This is a genomic window from Micromonospora violae (assembly GCF_004217135.1).
GTDB classification, from domain to species: Bacteria; Actinomycetota; Actinomycetes; order Mycobacteriales; family Micromonosporaceae; genus Micromonospora; species Micromonospora violae.
In genome coordinates this window covers 34350-57462 of sequence record NZ_SHKK01000001.1, presented here as the reverse complement: position 1 = coordinate 57462, position 23113 = coordinate 34350, and the positions used below count along the sequence as shown (strand labels likewise).

Here is a 23113-nt window from a genome sequence, read left to right as displayed (position 1 = left end):
GGCCCGTCGTACGTGCGGGGTCGGCCGCCGGTCAGTCCCCGTCGCCGCGCAGGCCGACCAGGACCTCGTCCAACTCGTCCGGCTTGACCAGCACGTCGCGCGCCTTCGACCCCTCGGACGGCCCGACCACTCCCCGGGTCTCCATCAGGTCCATCAGCCGGCCCGCCTTGGCGAAACCGACCCGCAGCTTGCGCTGGAGCATCGAGGTCGAGCCGAACTGCGAGGTGACCACCAGCTCGACCGCCTGCACCAGCAGATCCAGGTCGTCGCCGATGTCCTCGTCGATCTTCTTCTTGCTCTCCTGCGCCGGGGTCAGCACATCCGTGCGGAACTCCGGCTCACGCTGGTCCTTGCAGAACTTCACCACATCGGCGATCTCCCGCTCGGTGACCCAGGCGCCCTGGATGCGGACCGGCTTGGACGCGCCCATCGGCAGGAAGAGCCCGTCACCACGGCCCAGCAGCTTCTCCGCGCCCGGCTGGTCCAGGATGACCCGGGAGTCCGCGAGCGAGGAGGTGGCGAACGCCAACCGGGACGGCACGTTCGCCTTGATCAGACCGGTCACCACGTCGACCGAGGGGCGCTGGGTGGCGAGCACCAGGTGGATGCCGGCGGCCCGGGCCAGCTGGGTGATCCGGACGACCGAATCCTCCACGTCGCGCGGCGCGACCATCATCAGGTCGGCCAGCTCATCCACGATCACCAACAGGTACGGGTACGGGCGCATCTCGCGTTCGCTGCCCGGCGGGGCCTTGATCTCGCCGTTGCGGACCTTGCGGTTGAAGTCGTCGATGTGCCGGACCCCGTTGGCGGCGAGGTCGTCGTAGCGCATGTCCATCTCGCGGACCACCCAGTCCAGCGAGTCGGCCGCCTTCTTGGCGTTGGTCACGATCGGGGTGACCAGGTGTGGGATGCCCTCGTAGCCGGTCATCTCGACCCGCTTCGGGTCGATCAGCAGCAGCCGCACCTCGTCCGGGGTGGCCCGGGTCAGGATCGAGACCAGCAGAGTGTTGAGGCAGCTCGACTTCCCCGCGCCGGTGGCGCCGGCGATCAGAATGTGCGGCATCTTCGCGAGGTTGGCCACCACGTAGCCGCCCTCGATGTCCTTGCCGAGCGCCACGACCATCGGGTGGTGGTCGCTGGTCGCCGCCCGCGAGCGCAGCACGTCACCGAGGGCGACGTTCTCCGGGTCGGTGTTCGGGATCTCCACGCCGACGGCGCTCTTGCCCGGGATCGGGCTGAGAATCCGTACGTCCGGCGACTTCACCGCGTACGCGATGTTGCGGGACAGCTGGGTGATCCGCTCGACCTTGACGCCGTGCCCCAACTCCACCTCGTACCGGGTGACGGTCGGGCCACGGGTGAAGCCGGTGACGGCGGCGTCCACATCGAACTGGTCGAACACGCCGGTCAGCGCGGCGATCACCTCGTCGTTGGCCTTGCTGCGGGTCTTCGCGGCGGCCCCGGTGCTGAGCATGTTGGCCGGCGGGAGGGTGTAGTCCCCGGCCAGCCCGGTCAACGCGAGCTGCTCGGCCCGGGTGGGGGCGGGCGAGTGCTCCGGTGGTTCGACCGGCGGCTTGCGGCTCGCCGGCACCTTCGCCGGAGACTTGCGCGGCAGCACCATGGTCTCCTGGAGGTCCGCGCCGTCCAGGTCCTCGAAGTCGTCCGGGTCCAGCGGCGGCGGCATCCGCTTCGCCGGCCGCTTACGTGCCGGCTTGGCGGCCGGCTCGTCCGCCTCCTCGGCGGCCTCCGGCGTGCTGACCAACCCACCGGCGAGCAGGCCCAACCGCTCGGGAATCTTGTTGATCGGCGTGGCGGTCACCACGAGCAGGCCGAAGAGCAGCAGCAGGATGAGCAGCGGCACCGCCACCCAGGCGGTCACCGCCCGCTCCAGCAGCCCGCCGACGCCCGCGCCGACCAGGCCGCCCGCGAAGTCACGTTCCACGGTGTCCGCCGGGTCCTGGCCGATCTGGAGCAGCGCGGCGGTCGACACCAGCAGCGAACCCCAGCCGATCAACCCGCGGCCCCGGTGCTCCGGATCGGCCGGCTGACGCATCAGCCGCCACGCCCCGATCATCAGCAACACCGGTACGACCACCGAGATCGCGCCCAGGAACAGCCGGATCGTGTCGGCCAGTCGCGTGCCCACCGGCCCCGCCCCGGAGAACCAGAGCGCCACGGCGGAGAGCAGGGCGAACCCGAACAGGAACAGACCCGCGCCATCTCGACGGTGCTCGGGGTCGAGGTCACGGGCCGAAGCGGCCTGCCGGCCGGCGGCCCGCACAGCCCACCCCATCCCGTGCGCCAGCCCCATCCACAGTGCACCGACCGCACGACCGACGTAGACCGCCGGGCCGGGGCGGGGCGGTGTGGTGCGACGTCGGACCGGTGCCCGGGTCTTCTTCGCCGGTTGACGGGCACGACTGTTGGTGCCACCGCGCGGCGACGCGCCGCGCCGCCGACTCGCCTGAGAGGTACGGCCCGCCATAGAGTCACGGTAACGGTGGGGCCGGGCAGATCCCCGCTTTTCCGGGTCGTGTCCGCGCGTCGTAACACGAACCCCACCGCCGGTCGTGATATCCGCCTCAGAAGGGATGCCCCATGGCGTCGCCGGAAATCGAGGGCGATCCGGACGATCCGCTGGCCGGGCACCCTGGCGCACTGCGTCCGCTGACCGGCGAACTGGTCGCCGCGGTGCTCGCTGCCCGCGGCCGGTCCGTCGGCCTGACCCCCGACGGCGAGCTGGTGGGCCACTTCGACGACAACATGATCTGGTTCCTGCGGGTCGGCGGGGACGGGGAGCTGCTTCAGATCCGCACCATGGTCGACCCGACCTTCGGCATCGAACGGGTGCCCGACCTGTACGCGTTCTGCAACTCGTGGAACCACGACCGGCTCTGGCCGAAGGCGTTCGTGCACGTCGACGACGGCGGCCGGGCCCGGGTGTACGGAGAGGTGATCACCGACCTGGAACGCGGCGTTACCCCACACCAGCTCGACCAACTGCTCGACTGTGGCATCTCCACCGGCTGCCAGTTGGCCGTGGCGGTCCGTCGCCTGCCCGGCGCGGTGCCGTCGTGACCGGCCGGGACGAGTTCACCGGCAGCCGCACCGGCACGCCACCCCTCGGCCCCGGTGACCGCCTCGGTCCGGGCCGCGTACCGGCGTTGGAGGCCGCGCTCGCCGACGCCCGGGACCTCCCCGACGGCCCGGCCCGGCAGGTGGCGCTGGAACGGCTCGCGGAGCGCGCCGACGCGGCCGGCGACGTCCGGTCCGGGATGGACGCCCGGTTCGCGCTGATCGAGGCGTACCTGCTGCACGGGGAGCGGTGGCGGCTCGTCGAGCCGGTCCGGCGCTGCCGGGCGGCCGCCGACCACCGGCCCGACCTGCTCACCGAGTCGGAGACCGGGTTGCTGCTGCGCTACCAGCGGTACGCGGTGGAGGCGCTGCTCGGCACCCCCCGGGTCGGGCTGGACCAGACCCGGTCCCTGTTGCACGACCTGGCGCACCGCGTCGGCACCGAGGGCCCGGACACGCCGACCGTCGCGGAGCTGCACTGCCGCGTCGCCGATCACCTGGGCGACGAGCCCACCGCCCGGCACTGGTACGAGCGGTGGGCCGGGAAACCGCCCGGCCCGGCCGGCGGCTGCCCGGGCTGCGCCTCGGCCCGGCGCGCCGAACTGCTGGCCGGCTGGGGTGAGTGGAGCGCCGCGCTCACCGAACTCGCGGAAGCCGACGACGCCCCGCAGTCCTGCACCGACCAGCCCGAACGCGACCTGGTCGCCGGCCTGTTGCCCGCACTCCGCACCGGGGAGCCGGCGCGGGCGGCGACGGCACACGTGCGGGCGTACCGCCGGCACCGGCACGAGCCCGCAGCGTTCCCGCACCTCGCCGCGCACCTGCGGTTCTGCGCACTGGGCGGGCACCTGGACCGTGGGCTGACCATTCTGGCCGAGCAGCTGCCCCGGCTGGACCGGCCGACCGACGACCTCGCCGCCATGGAGTTCGCCGCCGCCGGGGCGCTGGTCTGCGGGCTGGCCGTGGAGGCCGGGCTGGGCGGGCGGACAATCCCCCGCCCGGCGTACGGCGAGCGGGCGGCCACCGAGCTGGACGTCGCCGCGCTCGGGGCGCTGCTGCTCGGGGTGGCCAGCGAGTTGGCGGGCAGCTTCGACGCGCGCAACGGCACCGGGCACCACTCCGGACGGATGGCCGCCTGGTTGGCCGAGCGCCCGCTCGCGGCGTCGGTTCCCCTACCCGCCGACGACGGCCCGGACGAGCCCGACGAGCCGGCCACCGACCCGGTCGACGCTGCGGCCGAGCTGGGCGAACGTGAGGTGTCCGCGCTGTCCCTCGACATGATCACCGCGATCCTGGACGGGCGCGGCGACCGGTACCTCGTGGACGCGGGCGAGACCGTGGTCGGCCACTGGGAGGGCGCGGTGATCCAGTTCCGGCGGGCCGGTGAGCGCGGTGAGGTGCTGCACGCCCGTGCCATGGCCAACCGTCGACTGCCGGCGGCCCGCCGCGCCGAGGCGTACGCCTTCTGCAACGCGTGGAACCACGACCGGCTGCTGCCCAAGGCGTACGCACACGACCTCGGCGACGAGTTGGTGCTGGCCGGCGACGTGGCCACGGACCTGGCGCACGGTGTCGCCCCGGCGCAGTTGCGGGTCCTCATGGACGCCGCCATCGCCACCGGCGTCGCGTACGCCGAGGCGGTCGCCACCCTGCCCTGACCACCCGGGTACGGCGAACGCCGGCCCACCCCGTTCGGGTGGACCGGCGTCAGCGGGCGGTGCTCAGACCTCGACGACGGTCGGCACGATCATCGGCCGACGACGGTACTTGTCGTTGACCCACCGCCCCACGGTCCGCCGGACGATCTGCTGAAGCTGGTGCGGGTCGGTGATGCCGTCCGCCGCAGCGCGGTTGAGTGCCTCGGTGACCAGCGGCACCACCGGGTTGAACGCCTCCGGGTCCTCGGAGAAACCCTTCGCGGAGAGCGTCGGGCCGCCGACCACCTTGCCGGTGACCGAGTCGACGACAACGGTGGTGGCGATGAAACCGCCGTCGCCGAGGATCCGCCGTTCGGTGAGCAGCGACTCGCTGACGTCACCGACGGCGAGGCCGTCCACGTAGACGTACCGGCTCTTCACGTGCCCGACCAGGCTGGCGCGGCCCTCGACCAGGTCGACCACGTCGCCGTCCTCGCAGAGCACCACCCGGTCGGGGGCGACCCCGGATTCGACGCCGAGCCGGGCGTGGGCGCGCAGGTGACGCCACTCGCCGTGCACGGGCATCAGGTTGCTGGGGCGGACCACGTTGAGCAGGTAGAGCAACTCCCCGGCGGGGGCGTGCCCGGAGACGTGCACCTTGGCCACGTCCTTGTGCACGACCACCGCGCCGGCGCGGGCCAGCCGGTTGATCACCCGGTAGACCGAGGTCTCGTTGCCGGGCACCAGTGAGGACGCCAACACGACGGTGTCACCGGGAGCGATGGTGATGTGCCGGTGGTCGCCGCTGGCCATCCGGCCCAGCGCGCTCATCGGCTCGCCCTGGGAACCGGTGGACATCAGCACGATCTGCTCCGGCGGCAGCGTGGTCGCCTCTTCGATCCCGATGACCAGGCCGGCCGGGATGTTGAGCAGGCCGAGGTCCCGGGCGATGCCCATGTTGCGGACCATGGACCGGCCGATCAGCGCGACCTTGCGACCGTGCTCCACGGCGGAGTCGAAGACCTGCTGCACGCGGTGCACGTGCGAGGCGAACGAGGCCACGATGATCCGGCCCTTGGCCTTCGCGAAGATCGAGTCGAGCACCGGCCCGATCTCCCGCTCCGGGGTGACGAAACCGGGGATCTCCGCGTTGGTGGAGTCGGACAGCAGCAGGTCGACGCCTTCGGCGCCGAGCCGGGCGAAGCCGGCCAGGTCGGTGATCCGGCCGTCCAGCGGCAGCTGGTCCATCTTGAAGTCACCGGTGTGCAGCACCAGGCCGGCGGGGGTGCGGATGGCCACCGCGAGGGCGTCCGGGATCGAGTGGTTGACCGCGAAGAACTCACACTCGAACGGGCCGAGCCGCTCGCGGCCGCCCTCCCGTACGGTCAGCGTGTACGGCTGGATCCGCCGCTCGGCCAACTTCGCCTCGACCAGGGCGAGGGTGAACTGTGAACCGACCAGCGGGATGTCGGGCTTGTGGGCGAGCAGGTACGGCACCGCGCCGATGTGGTCCTCGTGACCGTGCGTCAGCACGATCGCCTGGACGTCGGCCAACCGGTCCAGGATCGGACCGAAGTCGGGCAGGATCAGGTCCACTCCCGGCTGCTCGACGTCGGGGAACAACACCCCGCAGTCGACGATCAGCAACTTGCCGTCGTACTCGAAGACGGTCATGTTCCGGCCGATGGCGCCGAGCCCGCCGAGCGGGATGATCCGCAGGCCGCCTTCCGGCAACGGCGGGGGCAGCTCCGCCTCGATGTGCGCCTCGGTCACGCGTCCACCTCATTCTGCGACGCCGTCACTCGACGTCCATCGTGTCGTTCGTTCATTCGGGCAGCTCCAGGCCCGCTGCCGCGAAGTCCGCGCGCAGCTGGGCAATCTCGTCGTCGGTGGCGTCCACGAGCGGGGGTCGCACCGGGCCGGCCGGCAGGCCCAGCGATGCCAGGCCCGCCTTCACCAGGATGGTGCCCTGGGTACGGAAGATGCCGGTGAACAGCGGCAGCAGCCGCCGGTGCAGGGCCAGCGCGGTCGGCATGTCCCCCGCGTCGTACGCCTCGATCATCTTTACGGTCAGCGCCCCGGTGAAGTGCGTCGAGGTGCCCACCACGCCCACACATCCGACGGCCAGCGCCGGCAGGGTGAGAGCGTCCTCGCCGCTGTAGAAGGCGAGGCTGGTCCGGCTGGTCACCCAGCTGGCTGCGGTCAGGTCGCCCTTGGCGTCCTTGACCGCGACGATTCGGCCGTGCTCGGCGAGCCGGACCAACGTCTCGGTCTCGATCGGCACGCCAGAGCGGTGCGGAATGTCGTACAGCATCACCGGCAGGCCGGTGGCGTCGGCCACCGCGGTGAAGTGTCGCAGCAACCCGCTCTGCGGCGGCTTGTTGTAGTACGGGGTGACCACCAGCAGGCCGTGCGCACCCGCCTTCTCAGCGGCGGCGGCCAGCTCGATGGTGTGCCGGGTGTCGTTGGTGCCGACGCCCGCGACCACCTTGGCGCGGTCACCGACGGCCTCCACCACGGCCCGGATCAGGTGCTCCTTCTCCGCCTCGGTGGTGGTCGGCGACTCACCGGTGGTGCCGTTGACCACCAGCGCGTCGTTGCCCTGCTCGTCGACCAGGTGGCTCGCCAGCCGGGCGGCACCGTCGAGATCGAGGGAACCGTCGGGGGTGAATGGGCTCACCATGGCTGTGAGCAGCCGGCCGAAGGGGCGGGACGCCGGTCGGGTCGCGGCGTCTAGGTGGTCGTGCGTCATACCCTCCAACCTAGCGGACGACCAGCCGGGGCCCGCCGGGGAAGGGCTCAGGACGCCTCGTGCGGGCTGGCCGCCACCTCGGTGCCGTCCGCCAGCGTGGAGATCACGAAGTCGGCGAACACGTTCGGGGCGACGCCCTGAAGCTGGCGCAGGCACTCCACGGCCAGCTCACGGATCTCCACATCGGCGTGCTCGGTGGCCCGCATCGCGATGAAGTGCCGCCAGGCCCGGTAGTTACCGGACACGACGATCCGGGTCTCGGTGGCGTTGGGCAGCACCGCCCGGGCCGCCTGCCGGGCCTGCTTGCGGCGCAGCGTCGGGTTCGGCTCGTCGGAGAAGCGCTGCTCGAGGCCCTCCAACAACTCCGTGTACGCCCGAACGCTCGCCTCGGCGGCCTCCACGAACTTCTTGTGCAGCTCCGGGTCGTCGGCGATGACCGCCGGCTCGACCATGGCCGCGTCCCGCTCCGGGACGTAGCGCTGGGACAGCTGGGAGTACGAGAAGTGCCGGTGCCGGATCAGCTCGTGGGTGAAGGAGCGGGACACCCCGGTGAAGTAGAAGGTGACCGACCCGTGCTCCAGCACGCTCAGGTGGCCCACCTCGAGGATGTGCGCCAGGTAGCCGGCGTTGGTGGCGGTCGCCGGGTTCGGCTTCTTCCACGACTGGTAGCAGGCTCGGCCGGCGAACTCGGCGAGCGCCTGGCCACCCTCCGCGTCGGTCGACCACGGCACGTCGTCCGGGGCCGCGAATTGGGTCCACGCGATCAACTTGACCTGGGGCTGCACCATGTCCGGCATTCCTGGGACTGTAGTGGTGGGGTGCCGCCCAGCCCAACTCAGGCGCGCCCCCTGCAATGACGATCACTCAGTGAGCACCGAAGCCGACAAGCCTCCCGAGTGGCCAAGGTCCGCGCCGTCCGTCGGGCCGACGCCGGGGCCGGGGCCAGGGCCAGGGCCAGGGCTGGGGCTGGGGCTGGGCGGACGGTTACGTCGGCGTCCTTTGGAGCTGAATCGTTTACGACATCAGCCCTGGGGGACGCCGCCCAAGCCTGGCCGAACACCCCGAGCCTGCGCGGAGCCGGCCTTCCCGGTGCCCATCCGGCGAGCACCCGGCTACCCGGGTCGCCTGCCCAAGCCTGTCCGAGCGACCCGGGTAGCCGCTTCCGGGTTACTGAAAGTCGGGGTGTCCGGGGCGGGCGGATGGCCCGATTTCCTGAATGACGAGTTGATCATCAGGTGCCGGGCCGTGAAGGACCGTTCGGCAGCTGGGGCCGACCCCTCAGCGCACCGTAGCGCGACCCGAACGACCCGAACACCGACCGGCTGAGGAACATCGCCCGGTTGAGGGTGAGGAACGCCGGCGCCCACCCAACCACCCGAACAGGTGGGCGACCAACCGACGGTCGACGAAGGCGGCGCAGACGGGAAGCTACGCGGTGGAGCCACGCCCAGCGGGTCGCCGAGGGCGTCAACCACGAGATCCACCGCAACACCTGGGAAGCCGAAGCTGAGCAGGTGGAGGCGGCACAGGCGGAGAGCCGGTCGGGGGCGGCAGCGGGTGATGTCGTAAACGATTCAGCTCCAAAGGGAGCCCGACCACCGGATGCCCGCCGAGCGCCAGACCCGCGGGACAGAGCGGCGAACGGCGGACGGCAGGCAGCGGGCCGGCGGGCCAGCAGGCCCGCAGCGGGTCAGACGTAGAGCGAGGTGAACGGCGCCCAGGGCAGGTTTCGCAGCACCGAGAAGGCCAGCCACGCGCCCAGGAAACCGGTGATGACCTTCGAGCTGATCCGCAGCTCGGGCAGTCGCCAACCGAACGCCTGGTTGCCCGCCCAGGCCACGAAGAGGTACGCCAGGAACGGCAGCGCGAAGACGAACAGGAAGTGGTGCCGGGCGGCGGCCGGCAGGTCGCCGTGCAGCACGTACCAGAGTGCGCGGGTGCCACCGCACCCCGGGCAGTCCAAGCCGGTGGTCAGCTTGAGCAGGCAGGTGGGCGCAGCGTCCGGGTCGGCGTGGGTCGGGTTGCTGAGCAGCGCGTAGCTCATGCCGACGGCGACGCAGCCGAGCGCGGCCAGTGGCACCGCCCAGCGCGGGGACCGTTCGTAGAGCCGCAGCACGAACCGGGTGAGCCGATCCGGCTCAGGCGTCGCGTAGCCAGCCGGCGGCGTCGTCGGCCAGCCCTGCGGACCCCAGCCGTCGGAAGCGAAGCCACCGGCACCCACACCACCGGGACCCACGCCACCAGGGCCTACGCCGCTGGGGCCCAGGTCGCTGTGGGTGCCGTCGGCCGGCGCGGTGTGGACCACTCCGGAGGCGGGCTGCGGCTGGTCGACCGGTCCGGGAGCGCTCGTCACGCGCTCACGGTACACCGGACACGCTGGCCAACGCGGCGGTGAGCGGACCGGCCAGGTCACCGGCCACGGGCGGCGCCACCGCGTCCAGACCGAGCCAGCCGGCGAGCCGGTACAGCTCGGCGGCGAGCGCCAGCGCGGTCTCCCCCGGGTCGGCGCCCGGCTCACGCCAGGCCGCCGGCACCAGCAGCACCCCGGCCTTGCGATCGGCCTTCAGATCGACCCGGGCGGTGAACCGGTCGCCCTGGAGGAACGGCAACACGTAGTAGCCGTAGACCCGTTGCGGCGCCGGGACGTAGATCTCGATCCGGTAGCTGAAGTCGAACAACCGCTCGGTGCGGGCACGTTCCCAGATCAGCGGATCGAAGGGACTGACCAGTGTGTTGCCCCGCACCCAGCGCGGCAGCCGGGCGGACCGGTGCAGCCACGCCGGCTGTCGCCAGCCCGCCACGGTGACCGGCACCAGCTCACCGGCCTCGGCCAGCTCCGCGACGGCCTGCCGGGCACCGGCCAGCGGCAACCGGAAGTAGTCGCGCAGCTCCGGCTCGGCCGCCACCCCGAGCGACCTCGCGGCGAGGGCCACCAACGTGCGGTACGCCTCGGCGTCGCTCGGGGTGGGCGCGGCCAGCACTGCGGCGGGCAGCACCCGCTCGGGCAGGTCGTAGCGGCGGGCGAACGAGGTGCTGCGTTCGGCGGCGGCCACTTCACCGGCCCAGAACAGGAACTCCAACGCCCGCTTGACCGCCGACCAGTTCCACCCCCAGTTGCCGGTCTCCCGGGGCGCGTCGTGCTCGATCTCGGCGGCGGTCAACGGCCCTCGGGCGGCCACCTCGTCCCGGACCCAGGCGACCAGCTCCGGCTGCTCCTGGGCGATCCGCCGCATGCCGCCCCAGGACTCGCTGTGCGCGCGGGCCATCCGCCAGCGCAGCACCGGGTGCAGCTCCACCGGGACCAGCGACGCCTCGTGGCCCCAGTATTCGAAAAGCTCGCGCGGGCGTCGGTAGGCGGCCTGGTCCAGCAACGTGGTCGGGTACGGCCCGAGCCGGCTGTAGAGCGGCAGGTAGTGCGCGCGTTGCAGCACGTTGACCGAGTCCATCTGGATCAACCCGACCCGCCCCAGCACCCGGCGCAGGTGCCGGCGGGTGGGCACGCCCGTCGGCGCCGGGTCGGCGAAGCCCTGGGCGGCGAGCGCCACGCGGCGGGCCTGCGCGAGCGATAGTGATTCCGGTGCGGTCATCGTCGGCGACCTTAATTCATCGGTACGACGCCGGTGCGGGAAGCTGGACGTGACGACCGACGGGGCATAGAACGGTGCAATGCTGACCATCCGCCGAGAGGAGCCGGACGACGCCGAGGCGGTCGCCCGGGTGCACGTGCACGGCTGGCAGGCGGGCTATGCCGGCTTCATGCCGGACGAGGTGCTCGGGCGGCTCAACGTGGTGGCCTGGGCGCAGCGCCGTCGCGACGTCGGCACGGCCGATCCGGAGCACCCGTTCACCACCCTGCTCGGCGAGGTGGACGGGGTGGTCGTCGGCTTCACCACCTTCGGGCCGTACCGCCGCAACCAGGACCGGGACGACCTGGACCCGACGGTCGGCGAGGTGGTGGGGCTGTACGTGGAGCCCCGCTGCTGGGGTGATGGAACCGCCGCCGCGCTGCTGGACGCCGCCCGCGAGGGGCTCACCGAGCGGGGCTGGGCCGGGTACCGGGCGTGGGTGCTGGCGGACAACCAGCGGGCCCGCCGGTTCTGCGAGCGCGCCGGACTGTCACCGGACGGTGAACGGTCGACCTACCAGGTGCCTCTGGCCGGCGGGGGCCCGCCGGTCGGGCTGGTCGAGCTGCGGTACGCCGGACGCCTCGACCGCTGACCCGTCCGGGGTCAACCACCGGCGGATCGGCAGGAAGGCCAGCAGCGCCAGGCTGATCCACACGTAGGCGTTGCTGCCCAGGAAGCCGTCGACACCGGTGAAGTCCTTCTCCCAGAACCAGACGGTTCGGCTGATCAGCAGCGCGTACCCGATGGTCGCGGCGACCAGCAGGACCCGCCGGCGGCGGCCGGCCGGCGCGGCCATCGCGTTGTCGACCAGCAGGATCAACGCGGGCAGCAGCCAGACCAGGTGGTGCACCCAGGTGACCGGGCTGACCAGGCACATCACGGCGCCGGTCAGCGCCAGCCCGGTCGCCTCGTCGCCGGCCGCGACCGCGGCCCGGGACCGCCAGGCCCACAGCGCCAGGGTGCCGAGCACCAACAGCAACCACAGCAGGGTGCTCGGGTGCTCCGGGTTCAGCCGGGCGACCACCCCGCGCAACGACTGGTTGGAGACGAAGGCCAGCTCGCCGACCCGCCCGGTGTTCCACAGCGCCTCGGTCCAGAATTCCCGGGACGCGTCCGGGAAGAGCGCGGCGGCCAGCAGCGACACCCCGGCGGCCGTGCCGCTGGCGGTGAGCGCCGCCCGCCACCGCCCGGTCACCAGCAGGTAGACGATGAACACGCCAGGGGTCAATTTGATCGCCGTGGCGAGGCCGATGCCCACTCCGGTCCACCGGTTGCCGGCCGGCAGCAGCCGCAGCAGGTCCACCGCCACCAGGAAGAGCAGCAGCGTGTTGACCTGGCCGAAGTTGACGGTCTCCCGCATCGGCTCGAACGCGGCGGCCAGGCAGAGCGCCACGGCGAGGGCGAACCACCGGGTCCAGCCGGCGCGGCGGGCGATCGGGTCCACCAACCACCAGATCAGCACCGTGGTGGTGGCCACGCTGGCGAGGACGCTCACCACGATCGCGGCCGACCACGGCAGGTACACCATCGGCAGCATGACCAGCGCGGCGAACGGCGGATAGGTGAAGCCGTACTGGGTGCCCGGCTTGAGGTAGTCGTAGATCTCCCCGCCGTCGCGCACCCACCAGGTCAACGCGCCGTAGTAGACCTTCAGGTCGAAGAACCCGTGGCGGACGGCGGCGACGGCGAGGAACCCGGTTACCGCCGCGGCGAGCACCACCACCCCGACGACCTGCGCGGTCGTCTTCTTGGCACCCTGCGCCACCGTCGTCCCCCTCGCCCTGCGTAGGCTTCCGTCCCATGGCTCTCGGGTACGTCCGCCCGGCGCGTCCCGAGGACGCCGGCGAGATCGCACGCATCCAGCTCGCGACCTGGCGGGTCGCGTACCGCCGGATCCTGCCTCGGCATGTGCTCGACAACCTGGACGAGGCGTTCCTCGCCCGGCGGTGGAGCGCCGCGGTGCTGGAGCCCCCCTCGGGCGCGCACCGGGTGCTGGTCGCCGTCGAACAGGCCGAGCAATCGTATCTGGTGGGGTTCGCCGCCTCCGGCCCGGCCGACAGCGAGGCCCTCGCCCCGGGCGAGCCGGCCGACGCGCTCGGCCCCGACGTGGCGGCGGTGACCGATCTGCTGGTGGAGCCGCGTTGGGGTCGGCGGGGGCACGGCAGTCGGCTGCTCGCCGCCACCGTCGACCTGTGGCGGGAGGACGGCATGAGTCGGGCGGTGGCCTGGGCGTTCGACGGTGACGAGGCGACCCGCTCGTTCCTCACCAGCACCGGGTGGGAGCCCGACGGGGCGGCCCGGGCGCTGGATGTCGACGACATGCTGGTGCCTCAGGTGCGCCTGCACGTGGCGGTACCGGCCGAGAAGGTCGAGTGACCGGTGTGGCGGCCCCGGTCGGGGCCGCCACACCGACCCGGGTCAGCCCTTGTCCGAGCCGTCGTTGGCGTCGCGGACGAAGTACCGCTGGAACACCACGAAGATGATCGCCACCGGGATGGTGGCCAGCAGCGCGGCGCCGAGCTTGAGCGGGTACTGGGTGCCGCTGCCGAGTGAACCGCTGACCAGGTCGGCCAGACCCCGTGGCAGGGTGAACAGGTCCGGGTCCTGCACCGACACCAGGCTGTGCGGGAACTCGTTCCAGGAGCCCTGGAACGACAGGATGGTGAGGGTGATCAGCGCTGGTTTCGCCATCGGCAGCACCACTGACCAGAACGTGCGGAAGATGCTCGCCCCGTCGATGCGGGCGGCCTCCTCGACACTCACCGGGATCGACTCGAAGAACTGCTTCATGATGAACACGCCGGCCGCGTCCGCCAGCAGCGGCACCACCAGACCGGCGTAGCTGTTGTAGATGCCCAACTGGTTGAGGACCAGGAACTTCGGGATCAGCAGCACCACCCCGGGCACCGCCATCACCGCGATGACGGCGGCGAACAGGCCGCTGCGGCCCCGGAACCGCAGGCGGGCCAGCGCGTACCCGGCGAGCGAGTCGAAGAAGACCCGACCGACGGTGACCAGCACCGTCACCAGCAGCGAGTTGCCCAGCCACAGGGGAAAGTTGGTGCCGGCGAAGATCCGTTCGAAGCCGGCCAGGGTGAGTGGGTCCGGGAACGGCGACAGCGGGTTCGCCGCCGCGTCCGGTTCGGTCTTGAGCGAGTTGCCGATCTGGATGACGAACGGGTAGAGGAACACCAGCCCGAAGAAGACCAGCGTGGCGTACCCCAGGAAGCGGGTGGCCAGGGTGCGGGCCGCGCGTTCGTCGCGCCGCGCGGGCGCCGCCGCCGGGCGGTCGGTGAGCACGGCCATCTCAGGACCTCTCCGGTACGCGTCGACGCCACCAGCCGCGTCGCGGCCGGTCGGTGTCCCGTTCGGCCAGCGCCCGGCGCTGGATCACGGTGAGCACGATGATGATCAGGAACAGCACGAAGGAGATCGCCGCGCCGGAGCCGTAGTCGAAGTCCCGGAAGGCGGTCCGGTACGACAGGTAGGCCGGGGTGAGCGTGGTCTTGGCCGGGTCGCCCTGGCTCATCACGTACACCTGGTCGAAGACCTGCCAGGAGCCGATCATGCCCAGGGTGAGGACCAGGAAGGTGGTGGGCCGCAGCAGCGGCAGGGTGACGTGCCGGAAGCGCTGCCACCGGGACGCGCCGTCGAGGGTGCTCGCCTCGTCGAGCGTGACCGGCACGTTCTGCAGCCCGGCCAGGAACATGAGCATGAAGGTGCCGGAGGTGGTCCAGACGACCAGCGTGATGATCGAGATCATCGCCACGCTCGGGCCAGCCAACCAGTCCCACCAGGTCAGCCCGAACGGGCCGCCGTCGGCCAGTGCCGCCGGTGGCGAGTCCACGCCGACCACGCCGAGCAGCAGGTGCAGTACGCCGCGGGAGTCGGCGAACCACTCCGGTCCGTCGATTCCGACGACGCCGAGCAGCGCGTTCACGGCGCCGGAATTGGCGAACAGGAACAGGAACACCACGCTGATCGCGACCGAGCTGGTGACCGAGGGGAAGTAGAAGGCGCTGCGGAAGAAGCTCTTGCCCTTGAGCATCCGGTTGTTGACGATCAGCGCCAGGCCGAGTGCGAGCACGGTCTGCGTCGGCACCACGATCGTCACGTAGTAGATGTTGTTGCGGATGCTGGTCATGAAGTCGCGGCGGGCCAGCCCGTCCTCGGTGAACAACTGGGTGTAGTTGTGCGCGCCGACGAACGGGACGTCGCCGGTGAAGGGGCTGCCCTGGCCGTTCCAGTCGGTCAGGCTGACCCAGAGCGCCATCAGGATCGGCAGCAGCAGGAACAGCCCCAGAATGGCGATCACCGGCGTGACGAAGAGCCAACCGGCGAGGTTCTCGTTGCTCCGGATGCCGCCCCTGCGCCGGCGGGGGCCCGGTCCGGGCGCGGTCGCCACGGCGGCCTGTGTGTCGGTTGCCATCGTCCCTCCCTTCCTCTGCGACCGACGTGTGGCGGGGACCCCGGTGGTCGCCGGGGCCCCCGCCGACACCTCAGCTGCCGCCGAGCGCCGCCTTGGCGTTCTTGTCGAAGTTCTGCAGCACGGTCTTCGGGTCGCCGTTGGTCAGACTCTGCAGACCGGTGTCGAGGTCCTTGAGGACGCTGTCCATCTTCGGGGCGTTGACCGGGCCCTGGGCGTACGCGGCCCCGTCGATGAACACCTTGTCCGCCGGGAAGGCCGCGGTGTACTGGTCACGCACCGACTGGCGGGACGGCATGACACCGAACGCCGTGGCGAAGGCCATCTGCTGCTCGCCGCTCGTCATCGCCTCGACGAACTTGATCGCCTGGTCCTTGTACCTGCTCTTCGCGGCGATGCCCCAGCACTGGGTGAAGGAGAGCGTGCCCTGCCCCTTCGGCCCGGCCGGCAGTGCCACGACCTTGTACTTCACGTTCGGGAAGTCGTTCTGCAGGGCACCCTTGATCCAGTTGCCCTCGATGGTCATCACGGCCTTGCCCTTGCCGAACGCCTCACCGGACCAGCCGGCGTCGAGCTGCTTCGGGTACTTGGCCAGGCCCGTGCTGAGCATCGTCTTGACGTACTGGAGGGCGGCCAGGTTCTCCGGGGTGTCCGCCGTGGGCTGCTTGCCGTCCTTGCTCACCAGCCAGCCGCCGTTCTGCACCAGGAACGCGCCGATCCGGTCCCGGGTGTCGCCGAGGGCCAGCGGGACCTGCCCCTTGGCCTTGATCTTCTGGGCGACGGCGGTGAGCTGGTCCCAGGTCGTCGGGACGTCGGCGTCGGTGAGCCCAGCCTTGGTCCACAGGTCGGTGTTGATCTGCAGGGCCAGGGTGGAGAAGTCCTTCGGTGCGCAGTAGAGCTTGCCGTCGTAGGTGAACGTGGTGCGCAGGCTCTCGTAGAAGTCACCCGAGTTGCTGATCTTGTCGCCGTACGGCTCCAGGGCGCCGACGCTGGCGTAGTCGGCGAACCGGGCGGCGTCCACGTAGAAGACGTCCGGCGGGGTGCCGCCGGCCAGGCTCTGGCCGAGTTGCTGGGTCAGGTCCTGCGCCGGGGTGACCGTCGCGGTGTTGCCGGAGCTGGTGGCCCATTTCACGGCGGCGTCCTGCACCGCCTTGGTCTCGGCCTCGCCGGACGAGCCGATCAGGATCTGCAGGCTGGCCGGGCCGCTGGACTGGGCGGCGTCGCCGGACGAATCGTCGAAGCCGCTGCCGCAGGCCGCGGAGCCGAACAGGGCGACGGCCGTGAGGCCGGCCACCGCTGCCCGGGTGAAGGGTCGAGGTGCCATGGTTTCTCCTGGTGGGGGGGGTGACTACGCGGTGTGCCGCAGCGCCAGCGAGGGCTGGAGCAGCACGGGGGTGGGGGTGCCGTGGTCGCCGTCGAGGACCCCGGTGAGCAGGTCCACGCAGCGGGCGGCGGCGTCGCCGAGCGGTTGGCTGACGCTGGTCAGCCCGACCGCGGCGGCCACCGGCGTGTCGTCGAAGCCGATCACCGACACGGGCGGGTCGACGCCGCGGATGGCCTGGAGGGCACCGAGGGCGAGTGAGTCGCTGGCGCAGACCACGGCGGTCGGCGTCACGGCGACGAGCAGGTCACGCATCAGACGTTCGCCCTCGGCGATGCCGTCCTCGGTCTCCCGGTGCAGCCCGGTCGGGTCGACGCCGGCGGCGCGCAGTGCGTCACGCCAGCCGGCCCGCCGGTCGTCACCGACACCGGAGCCGTTCGGCCAGCCGATGAACGCGATCCGCCGGTGCCCGGCGTCCAGCAGGTGCCGGGTGGCCTGGGCGGTGCCGGCGGCGCCGTCCACGTCCACCCAGGGGTGCGCGTCGAGCGCGTCCCAGGGGCGACCGAAGGTCACGAACGGTACGTCCCGGTCGGCGAGCCAGGTCGTACGCGGGTCGCCGTACTTGGTGCCCACCAGCACGAACGCGTCCAACTCGTAGGTGCCGAGCAAATCACCGTACGTGGCGATCTCCCGGTCGTCGTCGGTGGCGGTGTAGAGCAGCACCCGGTAGCCGGCGGCGTCCGCGGTCTCGGTGAGGCCGTGCAGGAAGCGGTCGAGCACGGAGCCGTTGATGCCGTCGCGGGTCGGGTCGATCCGGGCGGCGATGAGGCGGGACCGGCCGGTGCGCATCTGTCGGGCGGCCTGGTTGGCTCGGTAGCCGAGCGCGTTGATCGCGTCCTCGACCCGCTGACGGGTCTCCTGCCGCACGATGTGCGGCGCGTTGAGCACGTTGGACACCGTCTGCCGGCTCACTCGGGCATGCCGGGCCACCGTCGCGATGGTCACCTTTTCGGGCACTTAATCCCTCTCGCCATCTTGAACGATCCAATTTGGATAAGGCAGGATTGGATCGTTCAAGTTTCTGGAATGTTTCGCACTTTGCACCGCCGGGGGCGCGTTGTCAAGATGCCCGCCCCGCACCCCGAGGATCTGGAGCCACACCGTGATCGAACGCCAGCTGCAACCCCTCCTGCACGAGTTGGTCGGGGTGCTCTTCGCCCCGACCAGCGCGCTGGGGGACGCGACCGGGCAGATCCGCCCGACCGGCGTCCAGGGCGTCTTCCACGCCGACGCCCGGGTGCTGTCCCGCGCCGAGCTGCGGGTCGACGAACGGGAGCTCGAAGGGCTGACCCGCGGCGACGACGGCCCGCACGGCGCGCGCTTCGTGAGCCTCGCCCGCTGGCTCGGTGACCCCACGCCCGACCCCACCGTCCGCGTCGACCGGGTCCGTCGGGCCACCCACAACGGCCTCACCGAGGAACTGCGGATCGTCTCCACCGCCACGGTCGGCGTACGGGCCACCGTCTCCATCGACCTCGGCTGCGACCTGGCACCCATCGAGGTCGTCAAGTCCGGCGGCGCCACCGACGCGCTGACGGCCACGACCGGCCAGCCGGGCACGCTCACCTGGTCGTCCACCGGAATCACCGTCACCGTCACCGCACCGGGCGCCGACGTACTCGCCGACGGCGAACGGGCCACCGCGCCCCGGCTGGCCTGGCCCATCGACCTGCCCCCGGGCGGTGCGGCCGTGCTGCGCTGGCAGGTGACCGTCGACGACCCGCGCGCCGTCGTCGTCAGCCCGGCCGGCGAACCAGAATGGTCCCGCCCCACGGTGACCGCCGACGACCGACGCCTGGTCCGACTGCTCGACCGCAGCCTGGACGACCTGCGCGGCCTCCGACTGGCCGAGACCGGCGCACCCGGGGACGTGTTCCTCGGCGCCGGGGTGCCCTGGTTCCTCACCCTGTTCGGCCGGGACAGCCTCTGGGCCGCCCGGATGATGCTGCCGCTCGGCACCGACCTGGCCGCCGGCACCCTGCGCGTGCTCGCCCGACGGCAGGGCACCCGGGTCGACCCGACCACCGGCGAGGCCCCCGGCAAGATCCTGCACGAGCTGCGCCGCCACGCGTTCGCCCTGCCCGACAACGGCCTGCGCCTTCCACCGGCCTACTACGGCACCGTCGACGCCACCATGCTCTGGGTCAACCTGCTGCACGACGCGTGGCGCTGGGGAATGCCCGCCGAGCAGGTCGAGCCCCTGCTGCCGCACCTGGAGGCGGCGCTGCGCTGGCTCGGCGAGCACGCCGACCCGGACGGTGACGGCCTCGTCGAGTACATCGACACCACCGGGCACGGGCTCTCCAACCAGGGCTGGAAGGACTCCGGCGACGCCGTCCGCTTCCACGACGGCACCCTGGCCACCGCGCCGATCGTCCTGGCCGAGGTGCAGGGGTACGCGCACGAGGCCGCCGTCAACGGCGCCGCCCTGCTGGACGCCTTCGGCCGCCCCGGCGCCGACCGTTGGCGCGAACACGCCGCCGCGCTGGTCGGCCGGTTCCGGAAGAGCTTCTGGGTCGACGGCCGCCACGGCCCGCAACCCGCGCTCGCCCTCGACCGCGACAAGCGCCCGGTCGACTCGCTGACCAGCAACATCGGCCACCTGCTCGGCACCGGCCTGCTCGACCGGGACGAGGAGCAACAGGTCGCCCAACTGCTCACCACCGACACCCTGGCCGCCGGGTTCGGGCTACGAACCATGTCCAGCGACGACGCCGGCTTCAGCCCGCTGTCGTACCACTGTGGCTCGATCTGGACCCACGACACCGCGATCGTGCTCGGTGGGCTGGCCCGCGCCGGGCACCGCGAGGCCGCGCTCGGCCTGGCCGACGGGCTGCTCAGCGCGGCCGAGGCGTTCGACTACCGGATGCCGGAGCTGTACGGCGGCGACGACCGTGCACTGGTGAATCGGCCGGTGCCGTACCCGGCCGCGTGCCGACCGCAGGCGTGGGCGGCGGCGGGCGCGGTGCTGCTGCTCCAGGCCGCCACGGGGCTCTACCCGGACGTACCGGGCGGCACGGTCCGACTGGCACCCCTGGCGGGAGCCGAGCTCGGTGCCGTCACGGCCAACGGCCTGCGCGTGGCCAACACCCCGGTGAACGTCACTGTCGACCGCAGCGGCGAAGCCACCGTCCACGGCCTCCCCACGCCCCTATCCCTCCCCACCCAACGCCGCCCCCTGACAACCACCACGCCCTGACCCCGTCCCGATCCCCCTCCCCCACCCTCCAGCTGATCATGGAGTTGTTGCCCGTCCCACCGGCGTGTCGTGGCAACAACTTCATGATCAACGGGGTCAGGGGGGGGTTGGGTTGGTTGTCAGGGGTGGAGCTCGGCGATTAGTTCTTCGTCGTCGGTGTCGCCGGTGGGGTGGAAGCCCAGGGAGGTGTAGAGGGCAGCGGCCTGGGTGTTGTCCGGGTGATACGACAGGCGGACCGGGGGGTTGCCCTCCCGTGCGGACAGCCAGGCCGCCAGAGTTCGCACCGTCGCCCGTCCGACACCACGGTTCTGCTCGGCGGCGTCGATCAGCATCCCACCGATCCAGTGCGAGCCGTCGTCGTCCACGCCCCACATCACGTGCCCGACGACGGTCTCGTCCGCGTAGACCGCCAACGAGGTCCACACCTCGGAACGGCTGCTGAGCAACAGGTAGCGCGCGCCCAGCGCGGCCACGAACGTGCGCTGGTCGTCACGCGGGGCGACATCGGCCACCGCCCGCCAGTTGTCGTCGTCGACCGGCCGAAGGGTGACGCGCCGCCCACTCCGGTCCACGTGCTCCCCACCGATCATCCGGCGGATGCTACCCGACCCGTACCCGCAGATCTTGGACACTTTCCGTTAGCTGCTAACGGAAAGTGTCCAAAATCTGCACGGTGCACAGGCGTCGCGGGCGCGGGCCCGCAGACACGCACGGACTGGCGGGCGGGGGTGCGGAGCGGTCAGTCGAGCAGTGCGTCCAGGCCGACGGTGAGGCCGGGGCGGTTGCGCACCGCGCGGACGGCCAGCAGCACGCCCGGCATGAACGACACCCGGTCGTACGAGTCGTGCCGGATGGTCAACGTCTCGCCGGTGCCGCCGAAGAGCACCTCCTGGTGGGCTACCAGGCCGGTGGCGCGCACCGCGTGGACGCGTACCCCGTCGATGTCGGCGCCGCGCGCACCCGGCACCTCGTCCTTGGTGGCGTCCGGCGACGGGCCGAGGCCGGCCTCGGCCCGGGCCTGGGCGATCTGCCGTGCGGTGTGGGTGGCGGTGCCGCTGGGGGCGTCCAGCTTGCGCGGGTGATGCTGCTCGATGATCTCGACGGATTCGAAGTGTCGGGCGGCGCGCGCGGCGAACTGCATCATCAGCACCGCGCCGATGCCGAAGTTCGGGGCGATGACCACGCCCACCTCGGGCTTGTCGGCGAGCCAGCCGCGCACCTGCGCCAGCCGCTGCTCGGTGAAGCCGGTCGTGCCGACCACCGCACTGATCCCCTGCTCGATGCACCATTGCAGGTTGTCCATGACCACGTCCGGCGTGGTGAAGTCGACGACCACGTGGGCGCCGGAAACGGCGGAGCGGTTGTCGCCCTGGTCGATCGATGCCGCGAGTTCGAGGTCGTCGGCGGCGTCGACCGCCTTGCAGACCTCGATGCCCATCCGGCCGCGGGCACCAAACACGCCGACGCGCACCAGCTCGGCGGGGGTCTTCTCCTGCTCGTCAGTCACGGGGCACAACCTATCCCAGTCGGGATGCGCTGCTGAGCCGGACCGGCAGTGACAGCCCCCTCAGACCGCGAAGTCGTTAGCGCCGAACGGACCCACCACGGCCAGCGACATCGGGCGGGTGAGCAGCTCCGCGGCGAGGACGTTCACGTCCTCCACGGTGACCTCGTCGACCCGGCGGAGCAGCTCGTCGACCGGCATCAGGTCGCCGTAGAGCAGCTCACCCTTGGCCAGCCGGCTCATCCGGGAACCGGTGTCCTCCAGGCCGAGCACGAAGGAGCCCTTGCTCATCCCCTTGCCCCGGGCCACCTCGGCCTCGGTCAGCCCCTCGGCGGCCACCCGGGCCAGCTCGGCGCGGGTCAGGGCCAGCACCTCGTCCACCTTGCCCGGCGCGCAGCCGGCGTAGACGGCGAACAGGCCGCTGTCGGCGTACTGGCTGGCGTAGGAGTAGACCGAGTACGCGAGACCGCGCTGCTCGCGGATCTCCTGGAACAAGCGGCTGGACATGCCGCCGCCGAGCACGTTGTTGAGGACGCCGAGGGCGAACCGTCGATCGTCGAGCCGGTCGATGCCGGGGCAGCCGAGGATGACGTGCGCCTGCTCGGTCTCCTTCGGCTCCACCAGGGTGGTCGCCGGCTTGGTGCGTACCGCCGGGGTCGCCGCGCGGTACGGCGCCGGGCTGGCCGGGTCGCTGTCCAGTGGGGTGCCACGCACGGCCTGGCGGACCAGCTTCACCACCGCGGCGTGGTCGAGGTTGCCGGCGGCGGCGATGACGATCTGCGGCGCGGTGTAGCGACCCCGGTAGAAGTTCTGGATCTGCCGGCGGGTCATCGGGGTGACGGTCTCCGCGGTGCCGGAGATCAGCCGACCCAGCGGGTGGTCGCCGTAGATGGCCTGGACGAAGAGGTCGTGCACCTCGTCACCCGGCTCGTCGTCGTGCATGGCGATCTCTTCCAGGATCACGCCACGTTCGGTCTCGACGTCGGCCGGCTCCAGGAGCGAGTCGGCGACCAGGTCGCACATCACGTCGATCGCCAGCGGCAGGTCCTCGTCCAGCACGCGGGCGTAGTAGCAGGTGTATTCCTTCGTGGTGAAGGCGTTGGTCTCACCGCCCACCGCCTCGATCTGCGAGGAGATCTCCAGCGCGGTGCGCTTGTGGGTGCCCTTGAAGAGCAGGTGTTCGAGGAAGTGCGCGGCACCGGCCTGCGGACCGGTCTCGTCGCGCGAGCCGACCGCCACCCAGATGCCGAACGAGACGCTCCGCATCGCCGGAATCGCCTCGGTGAGGACACGCAGGCCGCTGGGGAGCACGGTACGTCGTACCGTGCCGCCCAGCGGGTCGTCGCTGATTGTCCGGGTCACCGCGCGGGCGGTGCCGCCGGAGCGGCCCGCCCCGGTGTCCCGAACTCGACTCGACTCACTGGCTTGCCAGCCAGTCGAGGCCACCCCCCGTCGATCCGGTGGAAACGGCGCGCTGAAGGCCCGACTCACGTGGTGCTCCCGGTTCGAC

At 71.7% G+C, this 23113-nt stretch carries 19 protein-coding genes; 5 read left to right on the top strand and 14 right to left on the bottom strand.

Features of this window, described 5'->3' with window-relative positions; all coding sequences use genetic code 11:
- Positions 1-31: 31 nt before the first annotated feature.
- Complete coding sequence (locus tag EV382_RS00255) at positions 32-2488, bottom strand: FtsK/SpoIIIE family DNA translocase (RefSeq protein WP_130399665.1); 2457 nt, start codon at positions 2486-2488, stop codon at positions 32-34.
- A gap of 113 nt (positions 2489-2601) precedes the next feature.
- Between EV382_RS00255 and EV382_RS00250 the strand changes: the two genes are divergently transcribed.
- Together EV382_RS00250 and EV382_RS00245 are read left to right on the top strand one after the other, a co-directional pair.
- Complete coding sequence (locus tag EV382_RS00250; protein WP_130399664.1) at positions 2602-3081, top strand: YbjN domain-containing protein; 480 nt, start codon at positions 2602-2604, stop codon at positions 3079-3081.
- Complete coding sequence (locus EV382_RS00245; RefSeq protein WP_130399663.1) at positions 3078-4736, top strand: type III secretion system chaperone family protein; 1659 nt, start codon at positions 3078-3080, stop codon at positions 4734-4736. Before EV382_RS00250 ends, EV382_RS00245 begins: the two co-directional genes overlap by 4 nt.
- Positions 4737-4799: 63 nt before the next feature.
- Here EV382_RS00245 and EV382_RS00240 read toward each other — a convergent pair whose 3' ends face one another.
- The 5 genes from EV382_RS00240 to EV382_RS00220 all read right to left on the bottom strand — a co-directional run bounded on the left by EV382_RS00240 (position 4800) and on the right by EV382_RS00220 (position 11054).
- Positions 4800-6488, bottom strand: coding sequence for a ribonuclease J (locus EV382_RS00240; RefSeq protein WP_130399662.1), 1689 nt, complete (start codon positions 6486-6488; stop codon positions 4800-4802).
- Between the two features lie 52 nt (positions 6489-6540).
- Entirely contained in the window at positions 6541-7467 is a 927-nt protein-coding gene (dapA, locus tag EV382_RS00235) for a 4-hydroxy-tetrahydrodipicolinate synthase (protein WP_130399661.1), read from the bottom strand.
- Positions 7468-7514: 47 nt separating this feature from the next.
- Positions 7515-8255 carry an FAD-dependent thymidylate synthase gene (gene thyX / locus EV382_RS00230; RefSeq protein WP_130408265.1) on the bottom strand — a complete coding sequence of 247 codons (741 nt, stop codon included), beginning with the start codon at positions 8253-8255 and terminating at the stop codon, positions 7515-7517.
- Between the two features lie 902 nt (positions 8256-9157).
- Positions 9158-9703 carry a DUF2752 domain-containing protein gene (locus EV382_RS00225; protein WP_130408263.1) on the bottom strand — a complete coding sequence of 182 codons (546 nt, stop codon included), beginning with the start codon at positions 9701-9703 and terminating at the stop codon, positions 9158-9160.
- Between the two features lie 121 nt (positions 9704-9824).
- Complete coding sequence (locus EV382_RS00220) at positions 9825-11054, bottom strand: winged helix-turn-helix domain-containing protein (protein ID WP_130399660.1); 1230 nt, start codon at positions 11052-11054, stop codon at positions 9825-9827.
- A gap of 79 nt (positions 11055-11133) precedes the next feature.
- On the opposite strand from EV382_RS00220, the gene EV382_RS00215 reads away from it, so the two are divergent.
- The gene (locus EV382_RS00215) at positions 11134-11685 is read left to right on the top strand and encodes a GNAT family N-acetyltransferase (protein WP_130399659.1); all 552 of its coding nucleotides are present in this window, start codon (positions 11134-11136) and stop codon (positions 11683-11685) included.
- Here EV382_RS00215 and EV382_RS00210 read toward each other — a convergent pair.
- Positions 11584-12858, bottom strand: a complete 1275-nt coding sequence (locus tag EV382_RS00210; protein ID WP_130399658.1) for a glycosyltransferase family 87 protein — start codon at positions 12856-12858, stop codon at positions 11584-11586. The two genes, EV382_RS00215 and EV382_RS00210, sit on opposite strands and share 102 nt — an antisense overlap.
- A gap of 35 nt (positions 12859-12893) precedes the next feature.
- Between EV382_RS00210 and EV382_RS00205 the strand changes: the two genes are divergently transcribed.
- Positions 12894-13469, top strand: a complete 576-nt coding sequence (locus EV382_RS00205) for a GNAT family N-acetyltransferase (protein ID WP_130399657.1) — start codon at positions 12894-12896, stop codon at positions 13467-13469.
- Positions 13470-13511: 42 nt separating this feature from the next.
- Here the strand turns inward: EV382_RS00205 and EV382_RS00200 are convergent, their stop codons facing one another.
- From EV382_RS00200 to EV382_RS00185, 4 genes are all read right to left on the bottom strand, one after another.
- The gene (locus tag EV382_RS00200; protein ID WP_130399656.1) at positions 13512-14399 is read right to left on the bottom strand and encodes a carbohydrate ABC transporter permease; all 888 of its coding nucleotides are present in this window, start codon (positions 14397-14399) and stop codon (positions 13512-13514) included.
- A gap of 1 nt (position 14400) precedes the next feature.
- Positions 14401-15522 (bottom strand): carbohydrate ABC transporter permease, encoded by a 1122-nt coding sequence (locus tag EV382_RS00195; protein WP_130399655.1) that lies wholly within the window; start codon positions 15520-15522, stop codon positions 14401-14403.
- 70 nt (positions 15523-15592) lie between these two features.
- Positions 15593-16843: a sugar ABC transporter substrate-binding protein gene (locus EV382_RS00190; RefSeq protein ID WP_130399654.1), complete on the bottom strand. Its 1251-nt coding sequence runs from the start codon at positions 16841-16843 to the stop codon at positions 15593-15595.
- A 24-nt stretch (positions 16844-16867) separates the two neighbouring features.
- Positions 16868-17857 carry a LacI family DNA-binding transcriptional regulator gene (locus EV382_RS00185; RefSeq protein ID WP_130399653.1) on the bottom strand — a complete coding sequence of 330 codons (990 nt, stop codon included), beginning with the start codon at positions 17855-17857 and terminating at the stop codon, positions 16868-16870.
- Positions 17858-18002: 145 nt separating this feature from the next.
- Between EV382_RS00185 and EV382_RS00180 the strand changes: the two genes are divergently transcribed.
- Entirely contained in the window at positions 18003-20099 is a 2097-nt protein-coding gene (locus tag EV382_RS00180) for an amylo-alpha-1,6-glucosidase (protein ID WP_130399652.1), read from the top strand.
- 119 nt (positions 20100-20218) lie between these two features.
- On the opposite strand, the gene EV382_RS00175 is transcribed toward EV382_RS00180, so the two are convergent.
- The 3 genes from EV382_RS00175 to EV382_RS00165 all read right to left on the bottom strand — a co-directional run bounded on the left by EV382_RS00175 (position 20219) and on the right by EV382_RS00165 (position 23094).
- Complete coding sequence (locus EV382_RS00175) at positions 20219-20689, bottom strand: GNAT family N-acetyltransferase (protein WP_130399651.1); 471 nt, start codon at positions 20687-20689, stop codon at positions 20219-20221.
- A gap of 149 nt (positions 20690-20838) precedes the next feature.
- Positions 20839-21606: a 4-hydroxy-tetrahydrodipicolinate reductase gene (gene dapB, locus EV382_RS00170; RefSeq protein WP_130399650.1), complete on the bottom strand. Its 768-nt coding sequence runs from the start codon at positions 21604-21606 to the stop codon at positions 20839-20841.
- Between the two features lie 60 nt (positions 21607-21666).
- Positions 21667-23094: a M16 family metallopeptidase gene (locus tag EV382_RS00165; RefSeq protein WP_130399649.1), complete on the bottom strand. Its 1428-nt coding sequence runs from the start codon at positions 23092-23094 to the stop codon at positions 21667-21669.
- Positions 23095-23113 lie beyond the last annotated feature (19 nt).

What these genes read in the sequence shown, in the direction of transcription:
- dapA (WP_130399661.1), bottom strand. Translation starts at nt 7,467, where the DNA reads ATGACGCACGACCACCTAGACGCCGCGACCCGACCGGCGTCCCGCCCC.
- EV382_RS00190 (WP_130399654.1), bottom strand. Translation starts at nt 16,843, where the DNA reads ATGGCACCTCGACCCTTCACCCGGGCAGCGGTGGCCGGCCTCACGGCC.
- EV382_RS00200 (WP_130399656.1), bottom strand. Translation starts at nt 14,399, where the DNA reads ATGGCCGTGCTCACCGACCGCCCGGCGGCGGCGCCCGCGCGGCGCGAC.
- EV382_RS00175 (WP_130399651.1), bottom strand. Translation starts at nt 20,689, where the DNA reads ATGATCGGTGGGGAGCACGTGGACCGGAGTGGGCGGCGCGTCACCCTT.
- EV382_RS00220 (WP_130399660.1), bottom strand. Translation starts at nt 11,054, where the DNA reads ATGACCGCACCGGAATCACTATCGCTCGCGCAGGCCCGCCGCGTGGCG.
- thyX (WP_130408265.1), bottom strand. Translation starts at nt 8,255, where the DNA reads ATGGTGCAGCCCCAGGTCAAGTTGATCGCGTGGACCCAATTCGCGGCC.
- EV382_RS00255 (WP_130399665.1), bottom strand. Translation starts at nt 2,488, where the DNA reads ATGGCGGGCCGTACCTCTCAGGCGAGTCGGCGGCGCGGCGCGTCGCCG.
- EV382_RS00215 (WP_130399659.1), top strand. Translation starts at nt 11,134, where the DNA reads ATGCTGACCATCCGCCGAGAGGAGCCGGACGACGCCGAGGCGGTCGCC.
- EV382_RS00205 (WP_130399657.1), top strand. Translation starts at nt 12,894, where the DNA reads ATGGCTCTCGGGTACGTCCGCCCGGCGCGTCCCGAGGACGCCGGCGAG.
- EV382_RS00195 (WP_130399655.1), bottom strand. Translation starts at nt 15,522, where the DNA reads ATGGCAACCGACACACAGGCCGCCGTGGCGACCGCGCCCGGACCGGGC.
- EV382_RS00250 (WP_130399664.1), top strand. Translation starts at nt 2,602, where the DNA reads ATGGCGTCGCCGGAAATCGAGGGCGATCCGGACGATCCGCTGGCCGGG.